We start from the raw sequence: 24637 nt of genomic DNA on the forward strand, positions 1-24637 counted from the left end.
TGCGGTTCGCGCACGCCTCGAGTCAGGTGCTCGTTCATGTTCGATTTCGTCTATTACCCCGTGTCGGCCGTGCTCTGGTTGTGGCACACCGTCTTCGCCGCCGTGCTCGGCCCGACCAGCGGTCTGGCCTGGGTGCTCGCCGTGGTTTTCCTGGTCGCCTCGCTACGGGCGGTGCTGTTCCTCCCGTTCCTGAAGCAGGCCCGCACACAGGCCGTGATGCAGCGGTTGCAGCCGCAGATGAAGGCCATCCAGAAGAAATATCCCGACGACAAGCAGCAGCAGTACCTGGAAATGCAGAAGCTGCGCAAAGAGCACGGCGTCAGCATGCTGGCGGGCTGCTTGCCCGCTCTGGGCCAGGGCCTGGTGTTCTTCGGCCTGTTCCACGTGCTGCGCTCCTTCGACCGCACCGGGACCGCGGGGCATCTGCCGTTCGGCTCGACGCCCGCGCCGATGACGGCGGAGCAGAACGCCGACACGGCCAACTACTTCTTCGACGCCCCGGAGGTCCAGTCGTTCTTGCAGGCCAAGCTGTTCGGTGCGCCGCTGTCGGGCACGCTGGCCGGGCATCCGACCGTCGCCATGGCGGCTGTCGCGGTCACACTGATGCTGATCGCCGCTGTCGCAACACATTTCACGGCGCGCGCCTCGATCGCCCGGCAGGACCCGAGCGCACAGCAGATTCCGATGATGAACACGCTGATGCTGTGGGTGTTTCCGGCGGGCGTCCTGTTCGGCGGCGCGTTCCTGCCGGTGGCGATCCTGCTCTACTGGGTGTCGAACAACGCGTGGACGCTGGCCCAGCAGCATTTCGTCTACCGGCGATTGGATGCCGAATCCGCCGCCGCGGCAAAGGAAGTGGTGGTCCGCAAGGCCACAGCCCCGAAACCGGGGGTGAAACCGCAGCGCCGCCGCTAGAACGCCGGGCGCGCCCGCAGGTAGTACTCGGCATTGAGACCGATCAACAACTGCCGCACCACGATCGGCGCCCAGCTCGCGGACGGGTCGTGCACCACCTCCGGCTCGATCAGCTCGAGTGTGCTGCCCTTCCACTCGAGCTGGAAAGCGCCGGCGGCGGTGAGGTTCTTGACCCAGTCGACCTTCGGACCGTAGGTGAGCGCCACCCGATACTCGCCCTCACTTTCGAACACCGTCACCGGTGTCCGATACGCGCGCCCGGATTTTCGGCCCTTGTGCACGATCGTCCCGAAGGGCGGAACCCGGCCGGCGAGCAAACTCGCCGCCGGGTTCGTGACGTGCCGGTTGAATCTCGCGAGTGCGCGGGGAAGCACCATGGGCCGGTCCTCTCATCGGGGAACGCGCTGACCTCACGGTACTCTCGGCCGGTGTCAGCGCAGCCGAACTCGCAGCCTCAACAGAGTGAAATGATCGCGGTCTATGACCGGCTGGGCCGGGTGATCGGCGCCGAGGACCGGGCGCGGGTGTACCGCGAGGGGCTCTGGCACGCCAGCTCGGGTGTGCTGGTCCGCTCGCCCGACGGGGAGCGGGTCTACGTGCACCGGCGCACCGACACGAAGATGGTGTTCGCGGGGATGCACGATTGCCTGGCCGGTGGCGTGGTCGGCCCGGGTGAGGATCCGGAGCAGACAGCGGTGCGCGAGCTGGCCGAAGAGCTCGGGATCGTGTTGCCGGAGGGTACGAGCCCGTTGCCGATGGCCAGCGCCGCATGGGACGGCGAGTGGAACGGAAAACCCATGCGCTGCCACCTGTTCGCATACGAACTGCGCTATGACGGCCCGATCCGGCATCAGCCGGAGGAGATCGCCGACGGCTGGTGGTGGACCGACGCCGAATTGCGCGCGCACCTGGCGGATCCGGAGTGGCCGTTCGTCCCCGACACCCGGGTTATCGTCGAGGACCTGATCGCATGAAAAACGGCCCACCGGAATCCCGGTGGGCCGTTCTGGTCGGGCAGCGGTGCGTCAGCCTGCGCTGAGGGAGCTCAGATTGAGCACGTTCTTAAAGAGTTCGGTCAACACAGCGAGCATCTCCATGAGGTGAATCCTTTTATCGACGAGTGGGATAGGAGCCCACAGCATCGCGGGTGTCCACGTCACGCCGGTGAACTCCGGATGTCATCCTCGCGTTGAAACCCTCACCACGCAATCGATCGGACAGTCAGCTGGTCGACGCGACCGACCCGGCCCACGCCGCGAACGCGCCCGGATTGCGGGTCTGCAGCAGTACCCGTCCGGGGCCGACGAAGTCGAAGACGAACCCTTCTCCGGATTTCAGCGACTGGATCGACCGCCCGGACACCGCGCGCCGGATGGTGAAGTTCATCGCCAGGTCGTAGGCCACCACATGCCCGGTGTCGATGGTGATCGGCTCGCCCGGCTGCAGATCGATGACATCGATCGCGCCGAACACGCCGACCACGACCTCGCCGTCGCCGTGCGCGCGCAACCCGAAGCCGCCCTCACCGCCGAAGAGGTTCGCGAATCCGCCCCATTTGCTTTCCACCTGCACACCATGGGAATTGGCGATCCATCCGCCGCGGCTGATGAAGTACGGCCGGTCCTGGGTGATCTGCAGATTCAGCATGTCACCGGGGAGCGCGGGCGCCACATCGACCCACCCGCCCTGCGGCGGCGCGGTGAAGGTGGACACGAAGAACGATTCGCCGGAGAGCACCGACCGCTTGAGCCCGGCCAGAATTCCGCCCTCGGCCTTGGCCTGTAGCGTCACGCCGGCCGAATGGGCCACCATGGCACCGCTTTCCACGCGCATCGGCTCGCCGCCTTCGAGGAAGCACCGCGCGATGGTGGAGGCGGGATTGTGGCGCAGTTGTACCTTCATATTTGCCGACCCTACAGCGATTCAGCCGAGGTTACGCAGAGCTTCGTCGGTGCGCGCCACAACCGCGCCGCCGCCGTCTCGCAACACGATGGGACGCTGGATCAACTTGGGATTCGCGGCGAGCGCGTCGATCCATCGATCCCGGTCGGCGGCGGTGCGACCCCAGCCCGAGATGCCGAGATCCTTGGCGACCTGTTCGCCGGTGCGGGTGATGTCCCACGGCTCGGCGCCGAGCCGTTTCAGCACGTCACGCAGTTCCGCCGCGGTCGGCGGATCATCGAGGTAGCGGCGCTCGGTGTATTCGATTCCGGCCGCGTCCAGGTGCGCCATCGCATTGCGGCTTTTGGTGCAGCGCGGGTTGTGCCAGATCTCGGTGGTCATGGCGTCCAGATTAGAGGTGCATCAGCACCGGCCAGACTTCCGACCAGGGGTGTCGCAGGCCACTGCACAGCCAGACGGTGACGTTCTGGGTATTGCCCGGGTAGCCGAGGCGGGTGTCGACCTTGCCGACAGGTTCGACGTCATCGAATTGCCAGCGCAGGAAGTCTTCGTTGAGGCCGACCGCGATGATGTCGGTGGCGTTGTCCGGCGGAGTGCCGAAATAGCCGAAGCCGCGGCTGGCGCTGTAGACGGGTGGCAGTTCGGCGCGGGCGAGCTGATCCAATGCGCTTGCCTGCCAATAGGTGTCGGTGATGATGATGGTGCCGTCGCGTTGTTGCGGAGACAGTTCGTGGTAAATCTGGGTAACTTCTTCGGTCAGGTCGGGCCAGCCGAATTCACCGTAGACACCGATGTCGATGGTGGCTTCGGCGTCGTTGCGCGGCGGCCGGATCTGGGCGGCCGTGCGCCACGGTGTGTCCGACAGGACAAGGCCGACGGCCACTACAGCGAGGACGGCGGTGGCGAAAGCGACTGCCTTACGATCGGGAATCCGCAGTCGCCCAACCAGTTTCACCACACCGACCGCACCCGCCGCCAGCGCCACCCCGTACATCCCGGCCATGTAATAGATCCGGCCGCCGATCAGCAGGAAGATCGCCACGAGCAACACCAGGGTGGCACCGAGGAACCGGTAGGGCCGCAGCGTGCGATGCCGCAGTAGCGCCCACGTCCCGTAGACCAGCAGGACCGCGCCGAGGTACCCGGCGGTGAGCAGCGCCAGCGGCACGAACATCAGGCGGCCGCCGAGCACATCCTGCTCGCCGCTGATCACCGCGCCCATATGCAGTTGCGGCCAGCCGTGTTTCGACTGCCAGATCAGCGTCGGCACCGTCGCCAGCACCACGATCAGTCCGCCGAGCCACAGCAGCGGCCGGCGCACCAGCTCCCGGGGCCCGAAGATCAGCGCGGTCACCGCGACACAGATCCAGAAGAACGGGATCAGCCATTTCACCTGCATGTCGACGGCGGTCACGAGCGCGGCGCACAGCAGCAGGCCGTCGCGGCGGGTGCGGACCCAGCGCACTACACACCAGGTGATGATCACCCACAGCACGGTGTCGACGGCGTTGGTAGTGAGGATCTTGCCCTGCAACAGCAGGAACGGGGAGGTCGCGTAGCCCAGGGTCGCGAGCAGTTGCGCCCAGCGGCCGCCGCCGAACTCCCGGGCGATCAGCGCGGTCAACACGATCGCCAGCACCGTCAAAGCGACTGCGGGCAAACGCAATACGAAATACGAACCGGGGGCGATGGTATCCATCGCACGGGCCAGCAGTGGCAGCACCGGACCCTGATCGGCATAGCCGAACGCGGGGCGGCGGCCCGCGGCGAGGAAGTACAACTCGTCGCCGAAGTAGCCGTAGCGGCTGATCGAGAACAGCAGCACCGCGGCGGAGACGACCGCGACCACGCAGATCTCCCGCCACGCGATCGGATGCACGGAAGTCGTCAGGCCAGGCGTGTGACGTGCTTCGATGTCGGTCACGCAGCAGAATGTAGCGGGAAACGGCCAGCGGACCTCCGACCTGCGCGGGCGAGTCCCGGCGGCAATCGGCGGCCCGGACGATACTGGTGCCATGAGCGAGCACAAACCCGCCGAAAACCCGTTCGGCACACCGACAACCAGCGGACCCGAGCCGCTGCTGAAGCGGCAGCAACTGGTCAACTCCATCGTCCGCACCATGCTGCGCGTCCCCGGCCTATCCCGGCTGGTCGGCAAGCGCCTGCTGGTCCTGCACGTGGTGGGGCGCAAATCCGGCAAGGTGTTCGACGTTCCGGTCGCCTACACCCGGCATAACGGCACCATCCTGATCGGCACCGCCCTGCGGCCCTGGGTCAAGAACCTGCGCCCCGGCACGCCGGTGACCGCCTCACTGGGCGGCAAGCCGCGCGAGTTCGATCCGCGCGTGCACACCGGCGAACTGGACGTCATGCGGCTCTACGAGGTCATCGCCAAGGACAATCCCACCAACGCCAAGTTCAACGGCATCGGGTTCGCCGAGGACGGCTCCCCGGTGAAGGCCGATATCTATCAGACCTGGAGGCTGGGCGGCGTCGTCATCGAGCTGACCCCGAACTGAATATCAGCGCACGTATTCGTCGGCCACCTCCAGCACCTGGTCGACGAGCTCCAGTCCGGCGCGCAGGTCGTCGGCGGAGGTGGTCAACGGCGGCGCGATCTGGAATCGATTGCCCGCGTTGAACGGCCACACGCCGTGTTCCTTGGCGGCGGCGGTCACGCGCAGCATCGGTTCGGCCGCCGCTCCGGTCGCGGCGAACGGAATCAGCGGCTCCCGGGTGCCCTGGTCGCGGACCAGTTCCAACGCCCAGAAGAACCCGAGGCCGCGCACCTCACCGATGCTGGGATGCCGAGTAGCCAACTCCTGCAAGCCTTTTCCGAGCACCTCCGCGCCCACGGTGCGCACATGGTCGAGAATGCCGTCGCGTTCGAAGATGCCGATGGAGGCCACGCCCGCCGCGCACGCCAGCGGATGACCCGCATAGGTGAGGCCGCCCGGGTAGAGGGTGTCGTCGTAGCGTTGCGCGATCCGCTCGGCCATCAGGACGCCGCCGAGCGGAACATAGCCGGAGTTCACGCCTTTGGCGAAGGTGATGATGTCGGGTTCGACGTCCCAGGCCTGGACCGCGAACCACTCCCCGATCCGGCCGAAGCCGACCATCACCTCGTCGGCGATGTAGACGATGCCGAATTCGTCGCACAGCGCCCGGACGCCGGCGAGATAGCCGGGCGGCGGGACCAGGACACCGTTGGTGCCGACGACGGTCTCCAGGATCAGGCCCGCGATGTGGTTCGGGCCCTCCAGCTCGATGACCTGCCGCAGATGACTCAGCGCCGCCGCCGTCTCGTCCTCGGGACTGGTTGTGCCCCACGGGGATCGGTACGGATAGGGCGCGAAGAACCGCGTCACGTCGACATTGGTGGGTTCCGCGCCCCAGCGGCGCGGTTCACCGGTCAAGCCGATCGCCGTGCCCGTGCCGCCGTGGTAGGAGCGGTAGGCGGCGAGCATCTTGGTGCGGCCGGTGAAACTGCGCGCCAACCGCACCGCGTGCTCGACGGCTTCCGCGCCGCCGGTGGTGAACAGGATCCGATTCAGCTGTCCCGGTGCGCGTTCGGTGATCAGCCGCGCCAGGTCGCTGCGCGCCTGATTGCCGACCGTCGGTGAGATGGTGGCCAGCAGTTGCGCCTGCTCGACGATCGCGGCGACCATCTCCGGATGCTGATGGCCGATATTGACGTTCACCAGCTGGGAGGAGAAGTCCAGATATTTCTTGCCGTGCTCGTCCCAGAACCAGGACCCGGACGCCCCCGTGATCATCGGAGGCTTGGGGCCGCCCTGCACACTCCAGGGGTAGAAGACATGATCGTCCGCGCTCATTTCCCACCTTCCGTCAATGTCACCTGGATGGGCTTGAAACCCGTTCCGGTGACGTCGGTTCCGCCGTCTTTGAGCAATTGCAAAGCCTTGGTGACGTATTCGCTGGTGTAGGCGCTGGCGTCCGGATCCTTCGTCAGCACCGTCGCGCCCTCCGCGTTGCGGGTTTCCTTGGCGATCTTGACCGTTCGGTCCCAGGCCGCCTTGTCGACCATGCCGATCCCGGCGGGCGAGGGCCAGATCAGTTTGTTCACCTCGTTGATCTGCCACTGCTGATGGCTCGCGCCCAGGGTGCTGCCCGCGGCGACGGTGATGTCGCGGCACTTGTCGACGTTGTCGCGGCAGAAGGCCCAGCCCTTCAGGGAGGCGGCCAGGAAGCGCACGGTCTGGTCTTGATATTTCGCGTCCGCGAGCTTCTCGGTGTTGGCCCAGATCGCGTCCTGCAGCATCGCCACCCCCTGGTCGTTCCAGTCGATGGTGGTGAAATCGTCCGCGGTGTAGAGCTTTCCGGTGGCGGGGTTCTTGGTCTCCAGCAGCTGCGCGTACTCGTTGTAGGACATGGCCTGGGCGGCGTTGATGTCCTTGGCGAGGAAGGCGTTCATATCGAACTGCTGCTGCACCAGTTTCACGTCGCGGGACGGATCGATGCCCGCCTTGGTCATGCCCGCGAAGAGTTCGAATTCGTTGCCGTAGCCCCAGTTTCCGACGGTCTTGCCCCGCAACGCCGCCGGGTCGGCGATGTTGTCGGACTTGAACGCGACCTGTTTGGTGCCCGAGCGCTGGAACACCTGCGCCACCTCGGTGATACCGGCGCCCGCTTCCCGGGAGGCCAGCGCCTTCGGCACCCACGCCACCGCGTAATCGGCCTGCCCCTGGGCGAGCACGGTCTGCGGGACGATATCCGTTCCGCCGTCGAGGATTTCGACGGACAGGCCCTGCTCCTTGTAGAAGCCCTGATCGACCGCGGCCAGGTAGCCCGCGAACTGCCCCTGCTTGAACCACTGCAACTGCAGGCGGACCTTGGTCAGGCCGTCGGCGGTGGTGCCCGAGCCGCTCTCGGTGGTACTGCAGCCGGTCAGCGCCGCCGCGGCGAGCACTGCCAGCGCCAGACAGGCGCGCAATCTCCGTGTGGGTCTGGTCATTTCGATCTCCTGAGGACGAGCCGGGGCTTGCGAGTGAGTAGTTCCAGTAGGACGACGGCGGCAAGGAAGACCAGGCCGACGAGCATGGCGCCGGCGACGTAGGCCCAGGCGCGGGGATAGGCGGTGTTCGAGGCGGCGGAGATGATGCGGGAGCCGAGGCCGTTCTGCAGGCCGCCGAAGTATTCGGCGATGATCGCGGCGATCACCGCCCCCGGTGCGGCGATGCGCAGGCCGGTGAACAGGTGCGGGAGCGCGGCGGGCAGCCGGACGGTGCGAGTGACCTGCCAGCCGCCGGCGGCATAAGAGGTCATCAGGTCCTGATGCACCTGTGGCACCTGGCGCAGACCCTTGACGGTGCTGACGAACATCGGGAAGAACACCACGATCGTGACGACCATGCGGCGCGGAGTGTCGGTGGTGGTCGAATACATCGAATTCAGCAGGGGCGCGAGGGCGACGATCGGGACGGCGGCGGCAGCGGCGGCCAGCGGGCTGAGCAGTCCGTCGACGATGTGGAACCGCACCGCCACCATCGCGGCGACGATGCCGAGGACCGCGCCGAGGAGCAGGCCGACCACGGCGTTGGTGCCGGTGGCGGTGGCGGCTTCGAGGATGCGGCCGAAGTTCTCGCCGAACTGCTCGGCGATGGCGGTGGGTGCGGGCAGCAGGAAAGACGGGACGCCCGCCGCGACGGTGAGGATCTGCCAGAGTGCCAGCCCACCGATGCCGAAAAGGACCGGCGGAAGTATCGATTTCAGCGATGTCATCGGAGGTCCCGGCCGGGCAGGTCGGCGTGACCACCGTGCAGGGCCTGGCGGACGGCGGCCACGGCCTCGAAGAACGGTGCGCTGGAGCGCACTTCGTCGGCGTCCTCTGCCCCCGCGCGGCCCCAGCCGCCGGTCTCGACGATGTCGGTGATGCGGCCGGGGCGTGGTGACATCACCACCACCCGATCCGAGAGGAACACCGCCTCCGGAATCGAGTGCGTCACGAATACCACTGCGGCACTGGTCTCCCCGGTGATACGGAGCAGTTCGGCCTGCATGCGTTCCCGGGTCATCTCGTCGAGCGCGCCGAACGGTTCGTCCATGAGCAGCAAGGAGGGTTTGCGTGCCAACGCCCGCGCGATCGCGACGCGTTGCTGCATACCTCCAGACAGCTCGGGCGGATAGCGCGTGGCGAAGTCGGTCAGCCCGGCCATCTCCAGGAGTTCCGCACTGCGCCTGCGTCTTTCAGCCTTCGGAACCTTGCGCAACTCCAGCGGGAGTTCCACATTCGCCTGTACGGTGCGCCAATCCAGCAGCCCGGCCTGCTGGAAGGCGATGCCGTAATCCTGATCGATTCGCGCCTGCCGCGCGGTCTTGCCGTGCACGGCCACGGTGCCGCTCGAGGGCTGCTCCAGATCGGCAATGATCCGCAGCAGCGTGGACTTACCGCAGCCGGAAGGACCGATCAGCGAGACGAACTCGCCCGCACCGACCGTGAGCGAGACCTCCGACAGCGCGGTCACCGAACCAGCCGAGAAGAGCTTCCCGACTCCGCCCAGCACGACCGCCGCGACCGCGTCGGCCGCGACCTTACTGGCCGCCACTGGGTTGGTATCCGCCGAGTCAGCTGCCCCCGGCTCGACGGCGACCGTTTCAGCTGCCGCCTGGTCGGCCTCCACCTGGTTGGTCTCTGCCTGGTTGGCGGCCACCGTGTCAGCTGCCGCCTGGCTGGTCTCTGTCTGGTTGGCGGCCACCGTGTCAGCTGCCGCCTGGCTGGCTTCAACTTGGGTAGCGGCTACCGGGTTGGCGGCCGCCGGGGCAGCGTCTCGGCCCGCTGTCGGCAGAACGGCCTCCTCGCCCTCGACGGTGGCTGCGGGACGGGATAGTTCGGTGTCCTGTGCCGGGCGTTGCTTGGCGATCAACGAGTACCTCCTGACGAACTGCCGACCCCGGCGGGACGGCTGTAGCGGCGTAGCGCGAATTCGGCGAGCGCGACCACGCCGGTGACCGCGATACCCAGCAGCGCCGCGGCGAGCACCGCCGCGTACAGCCGGGACGAATCACCGGTGGCCTGCTGGGAGAAGACAATGATTTGGCGGCCGATCCCACCGGCGGTGCCGGTGGAGATCTCGGCGACCACCGCGCCGATCACCGACGCGGCAGCGGCCAGCCGCAGCGCGGGCAGAAAATGCGGAACGGCGGCGGGAAACCGCAAGTGCACCAACGTATCCCACCAGCTCGCCGAGTAGCTGTGCAGCAACTCCACCGACGCCTTGGACGGCGCTTGCAGCCCGCGCAACATCCCGACCGCGACCGGGAAGAACGCCAGATAGGAGGCGATCACCGCGATACTCATCCACGGCCGCCACGGCTCCCCCGCGATCACGATCTTGCCGCCCCAGCCCGCGACAAGGGGCGCCAGTGCGATCAGTGGAACCGTCTGCGAGACAACGATGTACGGCAACAGCCCCCGCTCGACGAAGGCGAACCGCTGCATCAGCACCGCCAGCCCCACCCCGACAACCGTCCCGATCAGCAAGGCAGTAAGAGCAAGGACGAAGGTGAATCCCGCTGTCCTGAGCAGGGTTTCACCGACAGTCCGTTTCCCGTCGGCGTCGCCCATAACAGTGAACACCCGCCATACGTGCGGCATCGCAGCGTCGCTGGTGCGCGGCAGGACTCGCTGGCCGCCGAAGCTGACGCCCTGTACCGGAACCAGCAGCTTCACCAGCTCCCACAGTGCGATGACCAGCAGCAGAGCCCCGACGGGATAGCCGACACGCCCCAATTTCCACGATTTCGCTTTCATCGCGACACCGCCCTGTCGTCCCGAGCCCAATCACCGGCGTCCCGCGCCTTGGCTCCGGCACCCCGCACCCACTCCCCCTCATCGCCAGGCCAAGTTCCGTCACCCCAGGCGATCTCCCGGTCGTCACGCCCCCGCTCTCCGCCACCAGGACGAAGCCCGGGATCCGTCGCGCCGACTGGCACCCCGGAAACGGCCGAATCCCACGTGCCCCTGGATTCCGGCGTTCGCCGGAGTGACGGGGTGAGGTCCGCGGCGAGGGTCGCACTAGTTTTCAATGCGCGGCCTCCGTTGCCGTCACCGGATGCGCGATGCGCGGCAGCACGGACTCCCCGTATGCCTCCAAAGTGGCCGTCTTGGCGTCGTGCTGGAGGTAGACGGCGAATTGGTCGACACCCAGCTTCTCCAGTTCCCGCAGGCGGGCGACTTGATCGTCGGGCGTACCGATCAGGCAGAACCGGTCCACGATGGCATCCGGCACGAAGTCGGCGTGGGTGTTCCCGGCCCGGCCGTGCTGGTTGTAGTCGTAGCCCTGCCGACCCGCGATGTAGTCGGTGAGTGCGGCCGGGATCGCGCCGCCGGTCCCGTATTTGGCGACGATGTCCGCGACATGATTGCCGACCATTCCGCCGAACCAGCGGCACTGCTCCCGGGCGTGGGCCAAGCCGGATTCGGACCCATCGGTGACATACGCCGGTGCGGCGACGCAGATCTTCACCGAGGACGGGTCCCGGCCCGCTCGCTCCGCGGCCGCCCGGACCCGCGCGATGGTCCACGCGGTGATGTCCGGGTCGGCCAGTTGCAGGATGAACCCGTCGGCGACTTCCCCGGTCAGGTCGAGGGCGCGGGGGCCGTAGCCCGCCACCCACACCTCCAGCCGCGAAGCCGACGCCCACGGCAGCCGCACCATGGTGTCCCCGATCCGGGTGCTGCGACCGTTGCCGAGCTCCCGGATCACCTGGATGGAATCCCGCAGTGTCGCAAGGGTTGTCGGCTTCCCGCCGAGTGCGCGCACCGCCGAGTCCCCGCGCCCGATCCCGCAGATGGTCCGGTTGCCGAACATGTCGTTCAGCGTCGCGAAGGTGGACGCGGTCACCGTCCAGTCCCGGGTGGCCGGGTTGGTCACCATCGGCCCGACCACCACTTTGCGGGTGGCGGCGAGGATCTGGCTGTAGATGACGTACGGCTCCTGCCACAGCAGATGCGAGTCGAAGGTCCACACATGCGAGAACCCGTGCGTCTCCGCCTGTCTGGCCAGTTCGACCACACGGGAGGCTGGGGGCGTGCATTGCAGCACCACACCGATGTCCATCGGGCCGTCTCCGATCTAGATGAGGTTCTGCGAGAGTTCGCGTTTGATGTAGCGGCCGTGGCCCGCGCTGCCCAGGTACTGCCCGTTGTCCACGATCACCCGGCCGCGCGAGAGCACGGTGTCGACGTGGCCGTCGATTTCGAAGCCCTCCCAGGCCGAATGGTCCATGTTCATGTGGTGGGTCTTGTCGTAGCCGATGCTGGTGTGCCCGTTGGGGTCGTAGATCACCACGTCGGCGTCGGCGCCCGGCGAGATCACGCCCTTGCGCGGGTACATCCCGAACATGCGGGCCGGCGTGGTGCAGCAGACCTCGACCCAGCGTTCCAGCGAGATCCAGCCGTTCTTGACCGCCTGGAACATCAGATCCATCCGATGCTCGACGCCGCCGATACCGTTCGGGATCTTGCTGAAGTCGTTGCGCCCCAGCTCTTTCTGATCCTTCATGCAGAACGGGCAGTGGTCGGTGCTGACCGTGGAGACGTCACCGGTGCGGATGTAGCGCCACAGTTCGTCCTGATGCCCCTCGGCGCGGGACCGCAGCGGTGTCGAGCACACCCACTTGGCGCCCTCGAAACCCGGTGCGCCCAACTGCTCTTCGAGCGACAGGTACAGATACTGCGGGCAGGTTTCCCCGAAGACGTTCTGCCCGTTGCCCCGCGCGGTGGCGATCTGTTCGAGCGCCTGCTTCGCCGAGACGTGCACCACGTAGAGCGGCGCGTTCGTCAACTGCGCCAGCATGATCGCGCGATGGGTGGCCTCCTCCTCCATCTGCCACGGCCGCGAGGTGCCGTGGAAGTAGGGTGCCGTGTCGCCACGGGCGAGGGCCTGCTCGACGAGCACGTCGATGGCGATGCCGTTCTCGGCGTGCATCATCATCAGGGCACCGAGCTCACCGGCGGACTGCATGGCCCGCAAGATCTGCCCGTCGTCGGAGTAGAAGACACCCGGATAGGCCATGAACAGTTTGAAACTGGTGACGCCTTCGGACACCAATTCGCTCATACCCTTGCGGGATTCGTCGTTGACCTCACCGATGATCTGGTGGAAGCCGTAGTCGACGGCGCAGTTCCCGGCCGCCTTCTGATGCCAGAGACCCAGCGTGTCCTGCACGCGCTCACCGGGTTTCTGCACCGCGAAGTCGACGATCGTGGTGGTGCCGCCCCAGGCCGCGGCGCGAGTACCGGTCTCGAAGGTGTCCGAAGCTTCGGTGCCGCCGAACGGCAGCTGCATATGCGTATGCCCGTCCACCCCACCGGGAATCACGTACTTGCCGGTGGCATCGATGACCGTGTCCGCGGATGCGCGCAGATCCGCGCCGAGCGCGGTCGAACCCGGTTGCAGGACAGCGACAATCGTCTCGCCGTCGATCAGTACATCGAGCAATTGGGAACCGGTGGCGGAGACAACGGTGCCGCCATGAATAAAAGTAGTCATCACGGCTCCAGCAGCGGGCCGTAGGCGTCCGGCCGACGATCGCGATAGAACGCCCACCGGTCCCGCACCACCTTGAGCAGATCCATGTCCAGGTCCCGGATCACGAGCTCGGGATCGGTATCGGAGGCCACCTCGCCGACGAACTTGCCCTCCGGATCCACGAAGTAGCTGGTGCCGTAGAAGTCGTTGTCGCCGAACTCTTCTACACCGACTCGGTTGATCGCCCCGATGTAGTACTCGTTGGCCACCGCCGAGGCCGGTTGCTCCAGCTTCCACAGGTACGCCGACAGCCCGCGCGAGGTCGCCGACGGGTTGAACACGATCTCCGCACCGGCCAGGCCCAGGGCCCGCCAGCCCTCCGGGAAGTGCCGGTCGTAGCAGATGTAGATGCCCACTTTGCCGACGGCGGTGTCGAACACGGGCCAGCCCAGGTTGCCGGGCCGGAAGTAGAACTTCTCCCAGAAACCCTGCACCTGCGGGATGTGGTGCTTGCGGTATTTGCCGAGGTAGCTGCCGTCGGCATCGAGCACCGCGGCGGTGTTGTAGAGCACGCCCGGCTGCTCCTGCTCGTACACGGGCAGGACGATCACGATGCCCAATTCCCGGGCCAGCGCGGCGAATCGCTCCGTGGTCGGCCCGGGCACCGACTCCGCGTACTCATAGAACTTCGTGTCCTGCTGCTGGCAGAAGTAGGGCCCGTAGAACAACTCCTGGAAGCAGATCACCTTCGCTCCCTGCGCGGCCGCCTGCCGCGCGTAGTCCTCGTGCACTTTGATCATCGACTCTTTGTCGCCGGTCCAGTTCGTCTGGACGAGCGCGGCTCGAACGGTTGGCATGATTGTTATCGTGCACCCTGAAGCACGTCCAATGTGTTACATCTGCGCGGAAACAATTTCGGCGCAGTAAATCTTGGGGCCGGTGCCGGTTGCCGGACCGTGGCTGTCGCAGAATTGAGCCGTGACGATCGAACGCGCGAGCAGTACCGGCGCACTCCCCGACGGGGTGCCGCCGGCCGCGCTCATGTCGCTATCCGAGCTCGCCGCCGATCTGGACGATCGCACACCGGCCGGTATCGCCGCCGGAATCAGTCGCCGAATCCGTTCCGGCGCTTTGCCTCCCGGATCCCGGCTACCCACGGTGCGCGAGGTCGCCAAGGAACTGCGGGTCTCCCCCGCCACCGTCAACCAGGCTTGGCGAGCATTGGCGGCCACCGGAGCGATCATCGCGCGGGGGCGGGCGGGCACCTTCGTCGGCGAACCCGCCGCAACCGTGGCGAGTCGGCCGGCCGGGCGTTATCAGCGGCTGCATCCGCCGTCGGACAGCGCCTTCCGGGTCGACCTATCGCGCGGCACCCCGGACCCGGCGCTGCTGCCCGACCTCGCGGCCGCGTTGCGTGAGATCACCGCGCACGACGCCGCCGACCTCGCCGCCGACTATCTCGGCGAGGCCGTGCTACCCGAGCTGGCGGCGGCGGTGCGGGCCGACTGGCCGTTCCGAGCCGAACGCCTCGCCGTGTTCGACGGCGCGCTGGACGCCATCGATCGGCTGCTGTCCACCCATGTCCGCCTGGGTGACACCGTCGCCGTCGAAGATCCTTGCTTTCCACCGTTTCTCGACCTGCTGGCCCGGCTCGGTGCGCGGCCCGTCCCGGTCCATCTGGACGAATCCGGGCCCAGACCAACCGAACTCGCCCGGGCGATCACCGAATCGGGCGCGACCGTCTTCCTGCTGCAGCCGCGCGCCCAGAACCCCACCGGTGTCTCCCTGTCCGCCGGGCGCGCTCGCGAACTCACCGACATCCTGCGTGACACCGAGGTTCTCGTCATCGAGGACGACCACAGTGCGGGCATCGCGACGTCCGCGTTGCGCTCGCTGGGTGCCCGGATCCCGCAGCGGACCGTGCACGTCCGGTCCTACTCCAAATCCCACGGGGCCGATCTGCGCCTGGCCGTCGCCGGTGGGCCCGCCGACCTGCTCGATCCGGTCGTCGAACGCCGCATGCTCGGCGCCGGCTGGACCAGTCGCTTGTTGCAGCGGGTGCTGTTGACCATGCTCGGCGACGAAAACTCCGTGCACTCCGTCACCGCCGCTCGCGCCGAATACCGCAGGCGCGGTGCCGAACTCCGTCGCGCGCTGGCCAAGAAGGGCGTCGCGCTGCCCCGTGGTGACGGCATCAACCTCTGGCTGCCCGTCGCCGACGAGAACGCCGCCATGATCTCCCTCGCCGCCGCGGGGATCAAGGTCGCGCCCGGCGGTCCGTTCGAAGTCGGTGATCAGCCCGTCTCGGATCATCTGCGGCTCACCGTCTCCCCGGTGGCCGACCTCGATCTCGATTGGCTCGCAACAGAATTGGCGGCCGCCACGGTGGCGGCCCCGACCTATCGGCGGGTCCGCCGAACATGATGCGCCACACAGGCTATCGCAACTTCCGTTGTGTTAGCGTCGGCCTATGAACAAATCCATGATCACCCGGATTGCGGTGGGCGCGGCAGTCGTCGCCGCCGGCACACTGTCGAGTGTGACAACCGCCTCCGCCGCCAACTACGGCGGCCCGATCGAAATCGGCATGCGCTGCGTCGGGCTGAGCCCCAATATCGTCGACCTGCCCTACAGCGGCACCTTGCACGGCACCCACGGTGGCGACCTGTGGTCGGGACGTCCGGCGGTCGCCGTGAACATGGGCGGCAGCATCTGGGGCTACGGCACCCACCCGACCTTGACCTGGACCAACCTCGCGACCGGCGCCAGCGGCACCGTCACCGCGCACGGTCAGGCCGGGCCGTTCTTCCCCACCGACACCAGCTTCGGCCAGTTGCCGACCGGCACCGGTCCCGTCCGCTTCGACCTCTCGGTGGTCAATACCGGCCTCGTGCCGGTGCCGGCCATCACCTGCTCGGGTACCACCGAGATCCGTTGAGCCGCTGGTGGGCCGGGTTTTCCCGGCCCACCCCGCCACGGTCGCCGGTAACACCGCTCCCGATCTCCGCGATTTCGCTTGCAGGGATACCTGCTCTAACCATTCGAGCTGATCGAGGGAAACATGGGCATCAAACCGGCAGTAATCGCTGTCGCCGCGGGCATTGCGCTCGCCGCGACCGGGTGCGGTGACAACTCGCCCGCGCCCTCCGCCCCTGGCACACCGTCGCGCCCGTCGAGCGTGCCCGTCACCCCGCCCCAGCCCGGGACCGCGAACAACCCGACCGCACCCGAGGCCCCGCCGACCGAGCAGCCCCCAACCCCGGCGACGGCGCAGCCCGGCAGCGGCCACGGCTATTGCTTCGATCTGAATTCCGAGCTCGCGCACTCCGCGTTCACCCAGGTCATCGCGTCCGAACCGGCCACCGAGTGGACCATTCCGGGCGCCAGCGAGGACCTGATCGCCGACGGCTGCTCCGGGGTCCTGTCCTGGATGACGGTGGAGGGCACGGGCATCCACCCCGCCACCCACGTCCTGTTCTTCACCGGCGGCAAATACCTCGGCACAGCCTCCAAGGAGCCCTACGGCTACACCCACGTGCTGGGCAAGACCCGCAATACCGTTCAGGTGCAATACAGATGGCCGCTGGCGGAGGACGCGCTGTGCTGCCCGACGGGCGGCCCCAGCGTGGTCACCTTCACCTTGAACGGCACCTCGGTGACGGCGCAGGGCCAGTTCCCGCCGAGTTGAGGTCAGCCCGCCGCGGCGGGTTCCGGTGACCGCTGCCGCGCACGCCTGGCCAGCAGATAGGCGGCAGCGGCGGCGGGGATGTTCATCAGCACGCCGTAAACCGCGCCCGGCACCGCCATCGCGTCGTTCTGCAGCACCGTCGCCGCGACCGCGATCGCGATCGCGCCGTTGTGAATGCCGATCTCCATGGCCGAAGCGATCGCCTGATCCTCGTCGACCTTCAGCAACTTCGGCACGAAATATCCGACAGCCAGACTGATCACCGCGAACACCAGGCAGATCGCGGCCAGTTTCCCGATGTTCTCGGTCAGGATCTCGAAATTCTTCGCGACCGCCGCGGTGACCACCAGCGCCAGCACCACGATCGACAGCACCTTCACCTTGCCGCGCATCCGCTCGGCCCAATCGGTGAACCGGTGGTGCACGAACATCCCGATCGCGACCGGTATCAGCACGATCGCGAACACCTGCGCGAACTTGTCCGGCCGCAGCCCGATCGATTCGGCGTCGTCGAGGAACAAACTGAACGACAGCGCCACCACCAGCGGCATCGTGAACACCGCCAGCACCGAATTCACCGCCGTCAGCGTGATATTCAACGCCACATTGCCGCCGGCGATATGGCTGAACAGGTTGGCCGACGGCCCGCCCGGCGAGGCCGCCAGCAACATCATCCCGGCCGCCAGCGCCCCACCCAGCCCGAACAGATACACCAGCCCCAGACACACCGCGGGCAGCAACACCATCTGACACCCCAGCGCCACCACCGCCGCCTTCGGATACCGCAGCACCCTGACGAAGTCGTCCACGGTCAACGTCAACCCGAGCCCGAACATGATCAGCGCCAGCGCAATCGGCAACAGCACCGCGAAACCCGTTGAACCCATACCGATCTCCTCTCACCGCACAACGGCTCGAACATAGCCGAGCCCCTTACCGCGCGCCATGCGATCCGTTGACAGGCGGTGCAGTATGGGGCGGGTGGGTACGCAGGACAGTTATGACGAGATCGCCGAGGATTACGCCGCGCGATTCGGGGCGGAGTTGCGGGAGAAGCCGTTGGACCGGGCGTTACTGCGAGTGTTCGCCGACGAGGTCGGCGAAGAGGCGGTTGCCGATATCGGTTGCGGGCCAGGGCATGTGAGCTGGTATCTGGAACACCTCGGGGCGCGGGTGGTGGGGTTCGATCTGTCGCCGCGGATGGTCGAGTTGGCCGGTAAGACGTATGAGGGCATCGAGTTCCAGGTCGGCGATATGCGCAAACTCGATGTGGCCGAGGGGGTTTGGGGTGGGATCGTGGCGTTCTACTCGATCATCCATGTGCCGCTATCCGACCTGCCGGGGGTCTTCCAGGAGTTTCATCGCGCACTACTACCCGGCGGGCAGCTGCTGCTGTCGTTCCACGTCGGTAGCGAGGTGCTGCATCTGGACGACATGCTCGGGCACACAGTCGATCTGGACTTTCACTTCTTCGAACGACCCCAGATCGAAGCGCTGCTGACCGAAGCCGGGTTCCGCATCGACGCGAACCTCGAACGCCGCGCCTACCCCACCGAGGTGGACACCACCCGCGCGTATCTGCTGGCCCGCAAACAAGGTTGATTAAAAATGTCACTGAAATAAGCACGGAAATAGCTCGCGGCCCGCGCGCAGAATGTCTACCACCGCCAGTGCAGATTTTTTGTATGACGGGGCGTGTGGCATAGTTGGCTGTTGAGACCGAGCGGATTGAAGTGATCCGCGCGCGGCTCACCTACAGAAAAGAAGTTGTAAATAACATGGCTCAAGGCAGTGTGAAGTGGTTCAACGGTGAAAAGGGCTTCGGCTTTATCGCTCAAGACGGAGGCGGCCCTGACGTCTTCGTGCATTACTCGGCTATCGGCGGGGCGGGCTTCAAGTCCCTCGACGAGGGCCAGCGTGTGGAGTTCGAGGTAGGCCAGGGCCAGAAGGGTCCGCAGGCTCAGGACGTCCGCGCTATCTGATCAGCGTGACTTGCAAAGGCTCCGCACCGCGAGGTGCGGAGCCTTTCGCGTTGTCCGGAAGCAGTCGGCACGCTAAGAGAGCCGCTCTCGTCCCGGATCCGATCCTTAGTTGCGGAGCTGACGGAAGAAGGCGCGAATGTCGGCGACGAGCAGGTCGGGGACTTCGAAGGCCGGAAAGTGCCCGCCTTCGGCGTGGTCCCGGAAGAAGGCGGCGCCCTCGCCCGGATCGAAGACCTTGCGCACCAGCGGGTCGCTGTAGAACAGTGAAACGCCTTGCGGCACAGGCGATGCCGCGCCCCAGCCCGGGTTCGCGGCGTGGGCCAGTTCCCAGTAGAAGTCCGCTGCGGCGGGTCCGGTTCGGGTGAACCAGTACAGGCTCGCGGTGATCAGGACGTCCTCACGGCTGATCGGTGTAGCGGGGTTGGCCCACTCGTGGAGCTTTTCGGCGATCCAAGCCAGTTGCAGGACCGGGGAATCAGCCAAGCCCGCCGATAGAGCGTTGGGTTCGGTCGAGTGCAGCACACGGTAGCCCTTCATCTGCGACCAGCTGTGCTGGGCTTGTTCGAGTTGTTTCTGTTCGTCGGGGCTCAGCCCGGCAGGGGCGGGGAAGTCTTCGCCGACCATGCCGAGCTGGAGGCGGTCGCCATGGGTATGGGCACCGATCACCCGTTCGGGTAACAGTGCCGCCAGCCGGCCGGTGACACCGGCCCCGAGGTCGCCGCCTTCGGCTCCGAAGCGTTGATAACCGAGTCGGGTCATCAGCTCCCCGAAGGCGAGCGCGGTCCGTTCCATGTTCCAGCCGCGCGCCGACAGCGGGCTGGAGAAGGCGAAGCCAGGCAGTGACGGGATGACGACATGGAAGGCATCGGCCGGGTCACCGCCGTGGGCGCGAGGATCAGTCAACGGCCCGCTGGCTTGCAGGAACTCCACGAACGAAGTCGGGTAGCTTTGGTTGAGCAGCAGCGGAGTCGCGTTCGGTTCCGGTGATCGCAGGTGCAGGAGATGGATAATTTGCCCGTCGATCTCGGTGACGAACTGCGGGTAGCGGTTCAATTCGGCTTCGTGGGCGCGCCAATCGAACCCATCGGCCCAGTAGGCGGCCAGCTCGTGCAGATAGTCGGTGGCGATGCCGTGGTCGGAGTCCGAGCCGGTGCCGGGCACCGGGTGCGGCGAGCGGGTGCGGGTCAGGCGGTCACGCAGATCATCGAGCTCAACCTGCGGAATCTGGATCCGGAAGGGAATGATGTCAGCGTTCATGGAGATCAATTTATGGATTGGCTAGGTCAGGTTCCGTCCTAATCCGGTCGGCGTAGGAGTGTCGTGAGACACAAGCCGATCCGGGCAATGTGCGCTCATATCAGGGTGGACTCCGCTGGTCAGCGAGACGGGCCGCAGCCGCGGACCCAACTAGATCGGCGCCGCGGGCATCAGGCGGCACAGTAACTGGCCGGAACCGGAAGCCAGCAATTGTCCGTCGCGGCTCCACACCCGGCTGCGGAAGCCGGCGAGTCCGGATTCCACGATGTCGCAGGAGGCTTCGGCGAACAGCCAGTCGTCGACCGGGCCGGTGCGATGGAATTGCACCGACAGATCCAGATTCGGGGCGAGTAGTTGTTCGCGGTGCGCGGCCAGCAGCGCCTGGTACGGCATCAGGTCGAGCAGGATCAGCTGGCGCGCGGCGTCGGCGGCCGGGTCGGTGCAGCCGGGCCGGAAACGGAACCACCCCTGCCACTCCGGTGCGCCCAGTGGTCGCTCGTTCCAATGTTCGTGCCAGACAACGGGTCTGCCTTCGACGCTTTTCCACACCGACGGCATCGGCACGGTCAGATCGTCCCAGGAGCGCAACCCCTCCGGCGGCGGCGCCATCGGCATACGCGCCACGTCGTGGTGCACGCCCGCGTCGAGGCCATCGGCACTCAACCACACCAGCGCGGCCAGGATCGGCTTGCCGCGCTGGGTCATCCGCACCTGGATCGACTCCGCTCGCCGCCCCGCCCGCAGAGTTTCGGCGGTCAGCTGCACCGGGCCGAATTCGGCGACCGACAGGAACTGGCAGGTGGCCGAGGCGACGTGCGGTAGTTCGCCGTGCTCGCGCGCCGCTCGAACGGCAAGTGCCGCAAGGTAACCGCCGACCGGGCCCCACGCTTCCCAGTCCGGCGAGAGGGTCGCGGCGTACTGGCCCGCGGCGCCGTCGACGGCGGTGTCGAGTCCGAGATCTCCCACCCCGCCAGCGTATGCCAAAGCATCGTCCCGCGCCGATTCCCGGCTGGGAATGACGCTCAGCTCAGGCGCAGCAACCCCGGCCAGGTCTGCGACCACGGCCGCAGCGGATCGTCGCAGCGCCAGATCGTCACATCGCGGGTGACACCCGGAATCCCCAGCCGGGCGTCGGAACGGCCGACCGGAACCACCGTCGCGAACAGCTTCCGGAGCTCGTCCTCGTCGCCGCCGATCCACAGCACCGAGGTGGCCGCATCCGGCGGTGTGCCGAAGTATCCGAAACCACGGTTCGGGCTGTACACCGGCGGGAGACCATACCGCGCGCGTTCGACGTCGAGAGCCGATGCCTGCCAATAGGAATCGGCGATGAGGACCGCATCCGCGCGTTCGGTGCCCGGCAGCTCTTGATAGGCATCAGCCGTAGCGTCCCGCAGCTCGTTCCAGCCGAACCTGCCGTAGAGGCCGATCGCCAGACCGGCTTCGGCCGCACTATCGACCGGGTCGATATCGGCCTCGGACTGCCACGGCAGGCTCCAGATGACCGACGCTGCCGACAGCGCGACCAACGGGATGGTGGCGAACTTGCGCCAGCGCCGCGCGTCCCGGGTCCACCAGACCGCACCGGCGGCCATGATCGCCGCGTAGCAGCCCGCGGCGTAGTAGGGCCTGCCGTTGGTCGCGACGAAGATCACCGTCAGCAGCAGCGGGACCAGGCCGAGAAAACGGAAGGGGCGCAGGGCTTCCGAGCGGAGCAAGCCCCAGATTCCCGCGATCAACAGCACGCCACCGAACAGTCCCGCCATCGCGATCGCCAGCGGAATCCAGGTATAGCGGCCGCCGATGGTGTCCTGCTCGTGCGAGATCGCCGTGCCCATCCCCAGCTGCGGCCATCCGTGCGACGCCTGCCAGAGCAGCATCGGCACCGAGACCACCAGCACGAATGCCGCACCCAGCCACAATGCCTTGCGCCGCAACAGCTCTCGCGGACCGAAGACCAGCGCGCCGACGGCGACGACGATCCAGAAGAACGGGATCAGCCACTTCACCTGCATATCCAGCGCGGTCACCACCGCCGCCCAGAACAGCAGCTGGTCCTGGCGGGTGCGCACCCACCGGATCAGCAGCCAGCTGATCAGCACCCACAGCGCGGTATCAATGGTGTTGGTGGCCAGCTGCGTGCCCTGCACCAGCAGGAACGGCGAGGTCACGTAGGCGGTGGCCGTCAGCACCTGCGCGGTCCGCGAACCACCGAATTCGCGCGCGATCTGGGCGCTGATCACGATCGCCGCCAACGTCACGAGCACCGCCGGAATGCGCTGCGCCACCAGCGAACCCGGCGCGAGCAGATCCATCGAGCGGGCGATAGCGGGCACCAGCGGGCCCTGATCGGCGTAGCCCCAGGCGAGCCGTCGCCCGGCGGAAAGGAAGTACAGTTCGTCGCCGAAGAATCCGTAGCGACCGGTCGAGGCGAACAGCGCCACCGCACACACCGCCACGATCGCACCGACGCCCGCGTAGGCGAACGGGGGCTGCCCGGTATCCGCTTGCCGCTCTTGCGCTTCCAGCACCTCGGCCATCACTGCTCCGCCTTCCGTGTCGCGATGTCGAACACCCGGCAGACGTGCGCCGAGTAGGCGGCCATATCGAAGTCCGGTTCCCGCACGACCCGCCCTGCCGCACCGTCGATGGCATCCCGGATGGACTTCGCCATCAGGACGGGTTCGAAGTCGGTGCCGAACTCGCCCTCACGCTGCCCCTGGATCAGCCCGTCGATCAGCGGCTGGATGATCTCGTGCTCGCCGTCGACGGTGGCGAAACGCGAATTGCCCTCGGCGTCCCGCAGATTCAGCACCACCTGATGCAGGGCAGCGATGTAGGTCCGGTTCGCTTCGATGAAGTCAAGGTTGGTGCCGATATAGGTGAGCAGCTGGTTACGCGCGCCCTGGACCGCTCCGATCTTCGGGCCCATGTACTCCCCACCGGAGACATAGAGCTGGATGACCAGCTGCTCCATCAGATCGTCCTTGCCCGCGAAGTGGTAGGAGATGACGCCCTTGGAGATTCCGGCCCGCTCGGCGATTCGCGCCAAAGACGCACCGGCATAACCGACTTCGGAGATCACCTCTACCGCCGAGGCGATGATCTGACGCCGCCGGGCCTCCTCGATGAACGACTTGCGTTGCCCGCCGGGATCATTTTCTGACCGCACGGCCAAATATTAGCACGCATGGTCAGCCGCGTCCGGACGGCGAAAATCGCGGGCCCGCAATGACAAAGGCCGCGCCCCCATGGGACGCGGCCTCCGGGTGTGCGACGGACTAGCCGGCGCTACCGGTGATCAACTGCTGAATCGTCTTGACCAGAACGTCGACAATGAAATCCGCTGCAGATCCGGACATATGCTTGCTCCTCATCTTCAAACGACGCGCCCTCGCACGCCGAGCAATGTGAAGCATGCACAATTCAGAACAGTTGGATCAGCGATTTCGCCGAAAAAGTCCGCTGGTTGGGACTTTCCCCCGCCTGCGATCTCGTTCAACAGGAGTTATGCATATCTGCCATGGCGAGTGGCCTTGCACACATTCGGGTTTCGGCCACGATACCCCAGCCGGGCACACTTGTCCGCCCATCCACCTCCGCGGGCCGCCGCGAAATGGCATGATGCGCCAGAGCATCGACCGATGCGGAACCGAATGAAGGAGACTGGAGAACGTTGAGCAGCGAACAGCGGCAATTCGTCCATAGCACCCGTAGCGGACTTCTCCGGCGAATCCTAGGCGGTGCACGGCTTTTCGCTGCTGGCGCGGCCCTGGCGGTACTCGGCCTCGGCGGCATCGTGACGATGCCGGAGGCCACGGCGGCGGTGCCGGACTGCACCCCCGATGGCGGCCAGCCCAACGGCAAGCAGTGGCCCGCGGAGCCGGGTATGTCGATCGATCCGGGCGCCAACTACACCGCGACGCTGAACACCAGCTGTGGCGCCGTCACGATCGCGCTCGACGCGGCGAAGGCGCCGCGCACGGTCAACTCCTTCGTCTTCCTGGCGAACGAGGACTACTTCGATCACACGCGCTGCCACCGCCTCACCACGGCGGGCATCTTCGTGCTGCAGTGCGGCGACCCGACCGCCACCGGCACCGGCGGCCCCGGCTACCAGGTCCCGGACGAGAACCTGGCCGGCGCCACCTACGCGGCGGGCACCGTCGCCATGGCCAATGCGGGGCCGAATACCAATGGCAGCCAGTTCTTCCTGGTGACCCAGGACTCGCAGCTGCCGCCGAACTACACGCCGTTCGGCAAGATCACCGGCGGCATGGAGAAGCTGACGGCCGTGGCGAACGGCGGCACCAAGGACGGTGCCGGTGACGGCGCGCCTGCCGCCGACATGGTCATCGACTCGGTGGCCGTCAAGAACTGAGTCCGGATGTGACGAAGGG

Annotated in this window: 26 protein-coding genes; 9 read left to right on the top strand and 17 right to left on the bottom strand. The window is 66.7% G+C overall.

What is annotated here, in order from left to right; translation table 11 throughout:
- Nucleotides 1-36: 36 nt before the first annotated feature.
- Complete coding sequence (gene yidC, locus IBX22_RS02510; protein WP_194813759.1) at nt 37-915, top strand: membrane protein insertase YidC; 879 nt, start codon at nt 37-39, stop codon at nt 913-915.
- Here yidC and IBX22_RS02515 read toward each other — a convergent pair.
- On the bottom strand, nt 912-1292 hold the full coding sequence (locus IBX22_RS02515) for a nitroreductase family deazaflavin-dependent oxidoreductase (RefSeq protein ID WP_194813760.1): 381 nt from the start codon (nt 1290-1292) through the stop codon (nt 912-914). The two genes, yidC and IBX22_RS02515, sit on opposite strands and share 4 nt — an antisense overlap.
- A 90-nt stretch (nt 1293-1382) precedes the next feature.
- On the opposite strand from IBX22_RS02515, the gene IBX22_RS02520 reads away from it, so the two are divergent.
- Nucleotides 1383-1889 carry an NUDIX domain-containing protein gene (locus tag IBX22_RS02520; protein ID WP_194815524.1) on the top strand — a complete coding sequence of 169 codons (507 nt, stop codon included), beginning with the start codon at nt 1383-1385 and terminating at the stop codon, nt 1887-1889.
- Between the two features lie 247 nt (nt 1890-2136).
- Here IBX22_RS02520 and IBX22_RS02525 read toward each other — a convergent pair whose 3' ends face one another.
- From IBX22_RS02525 to IBX22_RS02535, 3 genes are read right to left on the bottom strand one after another with little or no spacing between them, the layout of a single operon-like run.
- Entirely contained in the window at nt 2137-2817 is a 681-nt protein-coding gene (locus IBX22_RS02525; protein WP_194813761.1) for a TIGR00266 family protein, read from the bottom strand.
- Between the two features lie 21 nt (nt 2818-2838).
- A complete protein-coding gene (locus tag IBX22_RS02530; protein WP_194813762.1) occupies nt 2839-3198 on the bottom strand; it encodes an arsenate reductase family protein in 360 nt (119 codons plus the stop codon).
- 10 nt (nt 3199-3208) lie between these two features.
- Complete coding sequence (locus IBX22_RS02535; RefSeq protein WP_309234390.1) at nt 3209-4741, bottom strand: glycosyltransferase family 39 protein; 1533 nt, start codon at nt 4739-4741, stop codon at nt 3209-3211.
- Nucleotides 4742-4832: 91 nt separating this feature from the next.
- On the opposite strand from IBX22_RS02535, the gene IBX22_RS02540 reads away from it, so the two are divergent.
- Nucleotides 4833-5336: a nitroreductase/quinone reductase family protein gene (locus IBX22_RS02540; protein WP_194813764.1), complete on the top strand. Its 504-nt coding sequence runs from the start codon at nt 4833-4835 to the stop codon at nt 5334-5336.
- Nucleotides 5337-5339: 3 nt separating this feature from the next.
- Here the strand turns inward: IBX22_RS02540 and IBX22_RS02545 are convergent, their stop codons facing one another.
- The 8 genes from IBX22_RS02545 to IBX22_RS02580 form a co-directional block, all read right to left on the bottom strand.
- The gene (locus IBX22_RS02545; RefSeq protein ID WP_194813765.1) at nt 5340-6653 is read right to left on the bottom strand and encodes an aspartate aminotransferase family protein; all 1314 of its coding nucleotides are present in this window, start codon (nt 6651-6653) and stop codon (nt 5340-5342) included.
- On the bottom strand, nt 6650-7792 hold the full coding sequence (locus tag IBX22_RS02550; RefSeq protein ID WP_194813766.1) for an ABC transporter substrate-binding protein: 1143 nt from the start codon (nt 7790-7792) through the stop codon (nt 6650-6652). The genes IBX22_RS02545 and IBX22_RS02550 overlap by 4 nt, the downstream gene beginning before the upstream one ends.
- Complete coding sequence (locus tag IBX22_RS02555; RefSeq protein ID WP_228538141.1) at nt 7789-8559, bottom strand: ABC transporter permease; 771 nt, start codon at nt 8557-8559, stop codon at nt 7789-7791. Before IBX22_RS02555 ends, IBX22_RS02550 begins: the two co-directional genes overlap by 4 nt.
- Entirely contained in the window at nt 8556-9701 is a 1146-nt protein-coding gene (locus IBX22_RS02560; RefSeq protein WP_228538142.1) for an ABC transporter ATP-binding protein, read from the bottom strand. The genes IBX22_RS02555 and IBX22_RS02560 overlap by 4 nt, the downstream gene beginning before the upstream one ends.
- A complete protein-coding gene (locus IBX22_RS02565; RefSeq protein WP_194813767.1) occupies nt 9698-10588 on the bottom strand; it encodes an ABC transporter permease in 891 nt (296 codons plus the stop codon). The genes IBX22_RS02560 and IBX22_RS02565 overlap by 4 nt, the downstream gene beginning before the upstream one ends.
- Before the next feature lie 271 nt (nt 10589-10859).
- Nucleotides 10860-11897, bottom strand: coding sequence for a TIGR03842 family LLM class F420-dependent oxidoreductase (locus tag IBX22_RS02570; protein ID WP_194813768.1), 1038 nt, complete (start codon nt 11895-11897; stop codon nt 10860-10862).
- Between the two features lie 15 nt (nt 11898-11912).
- Nucleotides 11913-13334: a dihydropyrimidinase gene (gene hydA, locus IBX22_RS02575; protein ID WP_194813769.1), complete on the bottom strand. Its 1422-nt coding sequence runs from the start codon at nt 13332-13334 to the stop codon at nt 11913-11915.
- On the bottom strand, nt 13331-14167 hold the full coding sequence (locus IBX22_RS02580; RefSeq protein WP_194813770.1) for a nitrilase-related carbon-nitrogen hydrolase: 837 nt from the start codon (nt 14165-14167) through the stop codon (nt 13331-13333). The genes hydA and IBX22_RS02580 overlap by 4 nt, the downstream gene beginning before the upstream one ends.
- Nucleotides 14168-14288: 121 nt before the next feature.
- Here IBX22_RS02580 and IBX22_RS02585 point away from each other — a divergent pair, with 121 nt between their 5' ends.
- From IBX22_RS02585 to IBX22_RS02595, 3 genes are all read left to right on the top strand, one after another.
- Nucleotides 14289-15734: an aminotransferase class I/II-fold pyridoxal phosphate-dependent enzyme gene (locus IBX22_RS02585; RefSeq protein WP_309234392.1), complete on the top strand. Its 1446-nt coding sequence runs from the start codon at nt 14289-14291 to the stop codon at nt 15732-15734.
- Between the two features lie 46 nt (nt 15735-15780).
- Nucleotides 15781-16248 carry a hypothetical protein gene (locus IBX22_RS02590; RefSeq protein WP_194813771.1) on the top strand — a complete coding sequence of 156 codons (468 nt, stop codon included), beginning with the start codon at nt 15781-15783 and terminating at the stop codon, nt 16246-16248.
- A 123-nt stretch (nt 16249-16371) separates the two neighbouring features.
- Nucleotides 16372-16998 (top strand): LppP/LprE family lipoprotein, encoded by a 627-nt coding sequence (locus tag IBX22_RS02595; protein ID WP_194813772.1) that lies wholly within the window; start codon nt 16372-16374, stop codon nt 16996-16998.
- A 2-nt stretch (nt 16999-17000) separates the two neighbouring features.
- Here IBX22_RS02595 and IBX22_RS02600 read toward each other — a convergent pair whose 3' ends face one another.
- Nucleotides 17001-17885 carry a bile acid:sodium symporter family protein gene (locus tag IBX22_RS02600; RefSeq protein WP_194813773.1) on the bottom strand — a complete coding sequence of 295 codons (885 nt, stop codon included), beginning with the start codon at nt 17883-17885 and terminating at the stop codon, nt 17001-17003.
- A gap of 94 nt (nt 17886-17979) precedes the next feature.
- Here IBX22_RS02600 and IBX22_RS02605 point away from each other — a divergent pair, with 94 nt between their 5' ends.
- Together IBX22_RS02605 and IBX22_RS02610 are read left to right on the top strand one after the other, a co-directional pair.
- Complete coding sequence (locus IBX22_RS02605) at nt 17980-18600, top strand: class I SAM-dependent methyltransferase (protein ID WP_309234393.1); 621 nt, start codon at nt 17980-17982, stop codon at nt 18598-18600.
- Nucleotides 18601-18776: 176 nt separating this feature from the next.
- Nucleotides 18777-18980 carry a cold-shock protein gene (locus IBX22_RS02610; RefSeq protein WP_194815528.1) on the top strand — a complete coding sequence of 68 codons (204 nt, stop codon included), beginning with the start codon at nt 18777-18779 and terminating at the stop codon, nt 18978-18980.
- A 105-nt stretch (nt 18981-19085) separates the two neighbouring features.
- On the opposite strand, the gene IBX22_RS02615 is transcribed toward IBX22_RS02610, so the two are convergent.
- From IBX22_RS02615 to IBX22_RS02630, 4 genes are all read right to left on the bottom strand, one after another.
- Nucleotides 19086-20237 carry an epoxide hydrolase family protein gene (locus IBX22_RS02615; RefSeq protein WP_194813775.1) on the bottom strand — a complete coding sequence of 384 codons (1152 nt, stop codon included), beginning with the start codon at nt 20235-20237 and terminating at the stop codon, nt 19086-19088.
- Nucleotides 20238-20387: 150 nt separating this feature from the next.
- Nucleotides 20388-21203 carry a thioesterase family protein gene (locus IBX22_RS02620; protein WP_194813776.1) on the bottom strand — a complete coding sequence of 272 codons (816 nt, stop codon included), beginning with the start codon at nt 21201-21203 and terminating at the stop codon, nt 20388-20390.
- Between the two features lie 56 nt (nt 21204-21259).
- Nucleotides 21260-22777 (bottom strand): glycosyltransferase family 39 protein, encoded by a 1518-nt coding sequence (locus tag IBX22_RS02625; protein ID WP_194813777.1) that lies wholly within the window; start codon nt 22775-22777, stop codon nt 21260-21262.
- Nucleotides 22777-23409: a TetR/AcrR family transcriptional regulator gene (locus IBX22_RS02630; RefSeq protein ID WP_194813778.1), complete on the bottom strand. Its 633-nt coding sequence runs from the start codon at nt 23407-23409 to the stop codon at nt 22777-22779. Before IBX22_RS02630 ends, IBX22_RS02625 begins: the two co-directional genes overlap by 1 nt.
- Before the next feature lie 504 nt (nt 23410-23913).
- Here IBX22_RS02630 and IBX22_RS02635 point away from each other — a divergent pair.
- Nucleotides 23914-24618: a peptidylprolyl isomerase gene (locus IBX22_RS02635; protein ID WP_228538145.1), complete on the top strand. Its 705-nt coding sequence runs from the start codon at nt 23914-23916 to the stop codon at nt 24616-24618.
- Nucleotides 24619-24637 lie beyond the last annotated feature (19 nt).

The sequence above is a fragment of the Nocardia sp. XZ_19_385 genome (assembly GCF_015355755.1).
In the GTDB taxonomy this organism is placed as follows: Bacteria; Actinomycetota; Actinomycetes; order Mycobacteriales; family Mycobacteriaceae; genus Nocardia.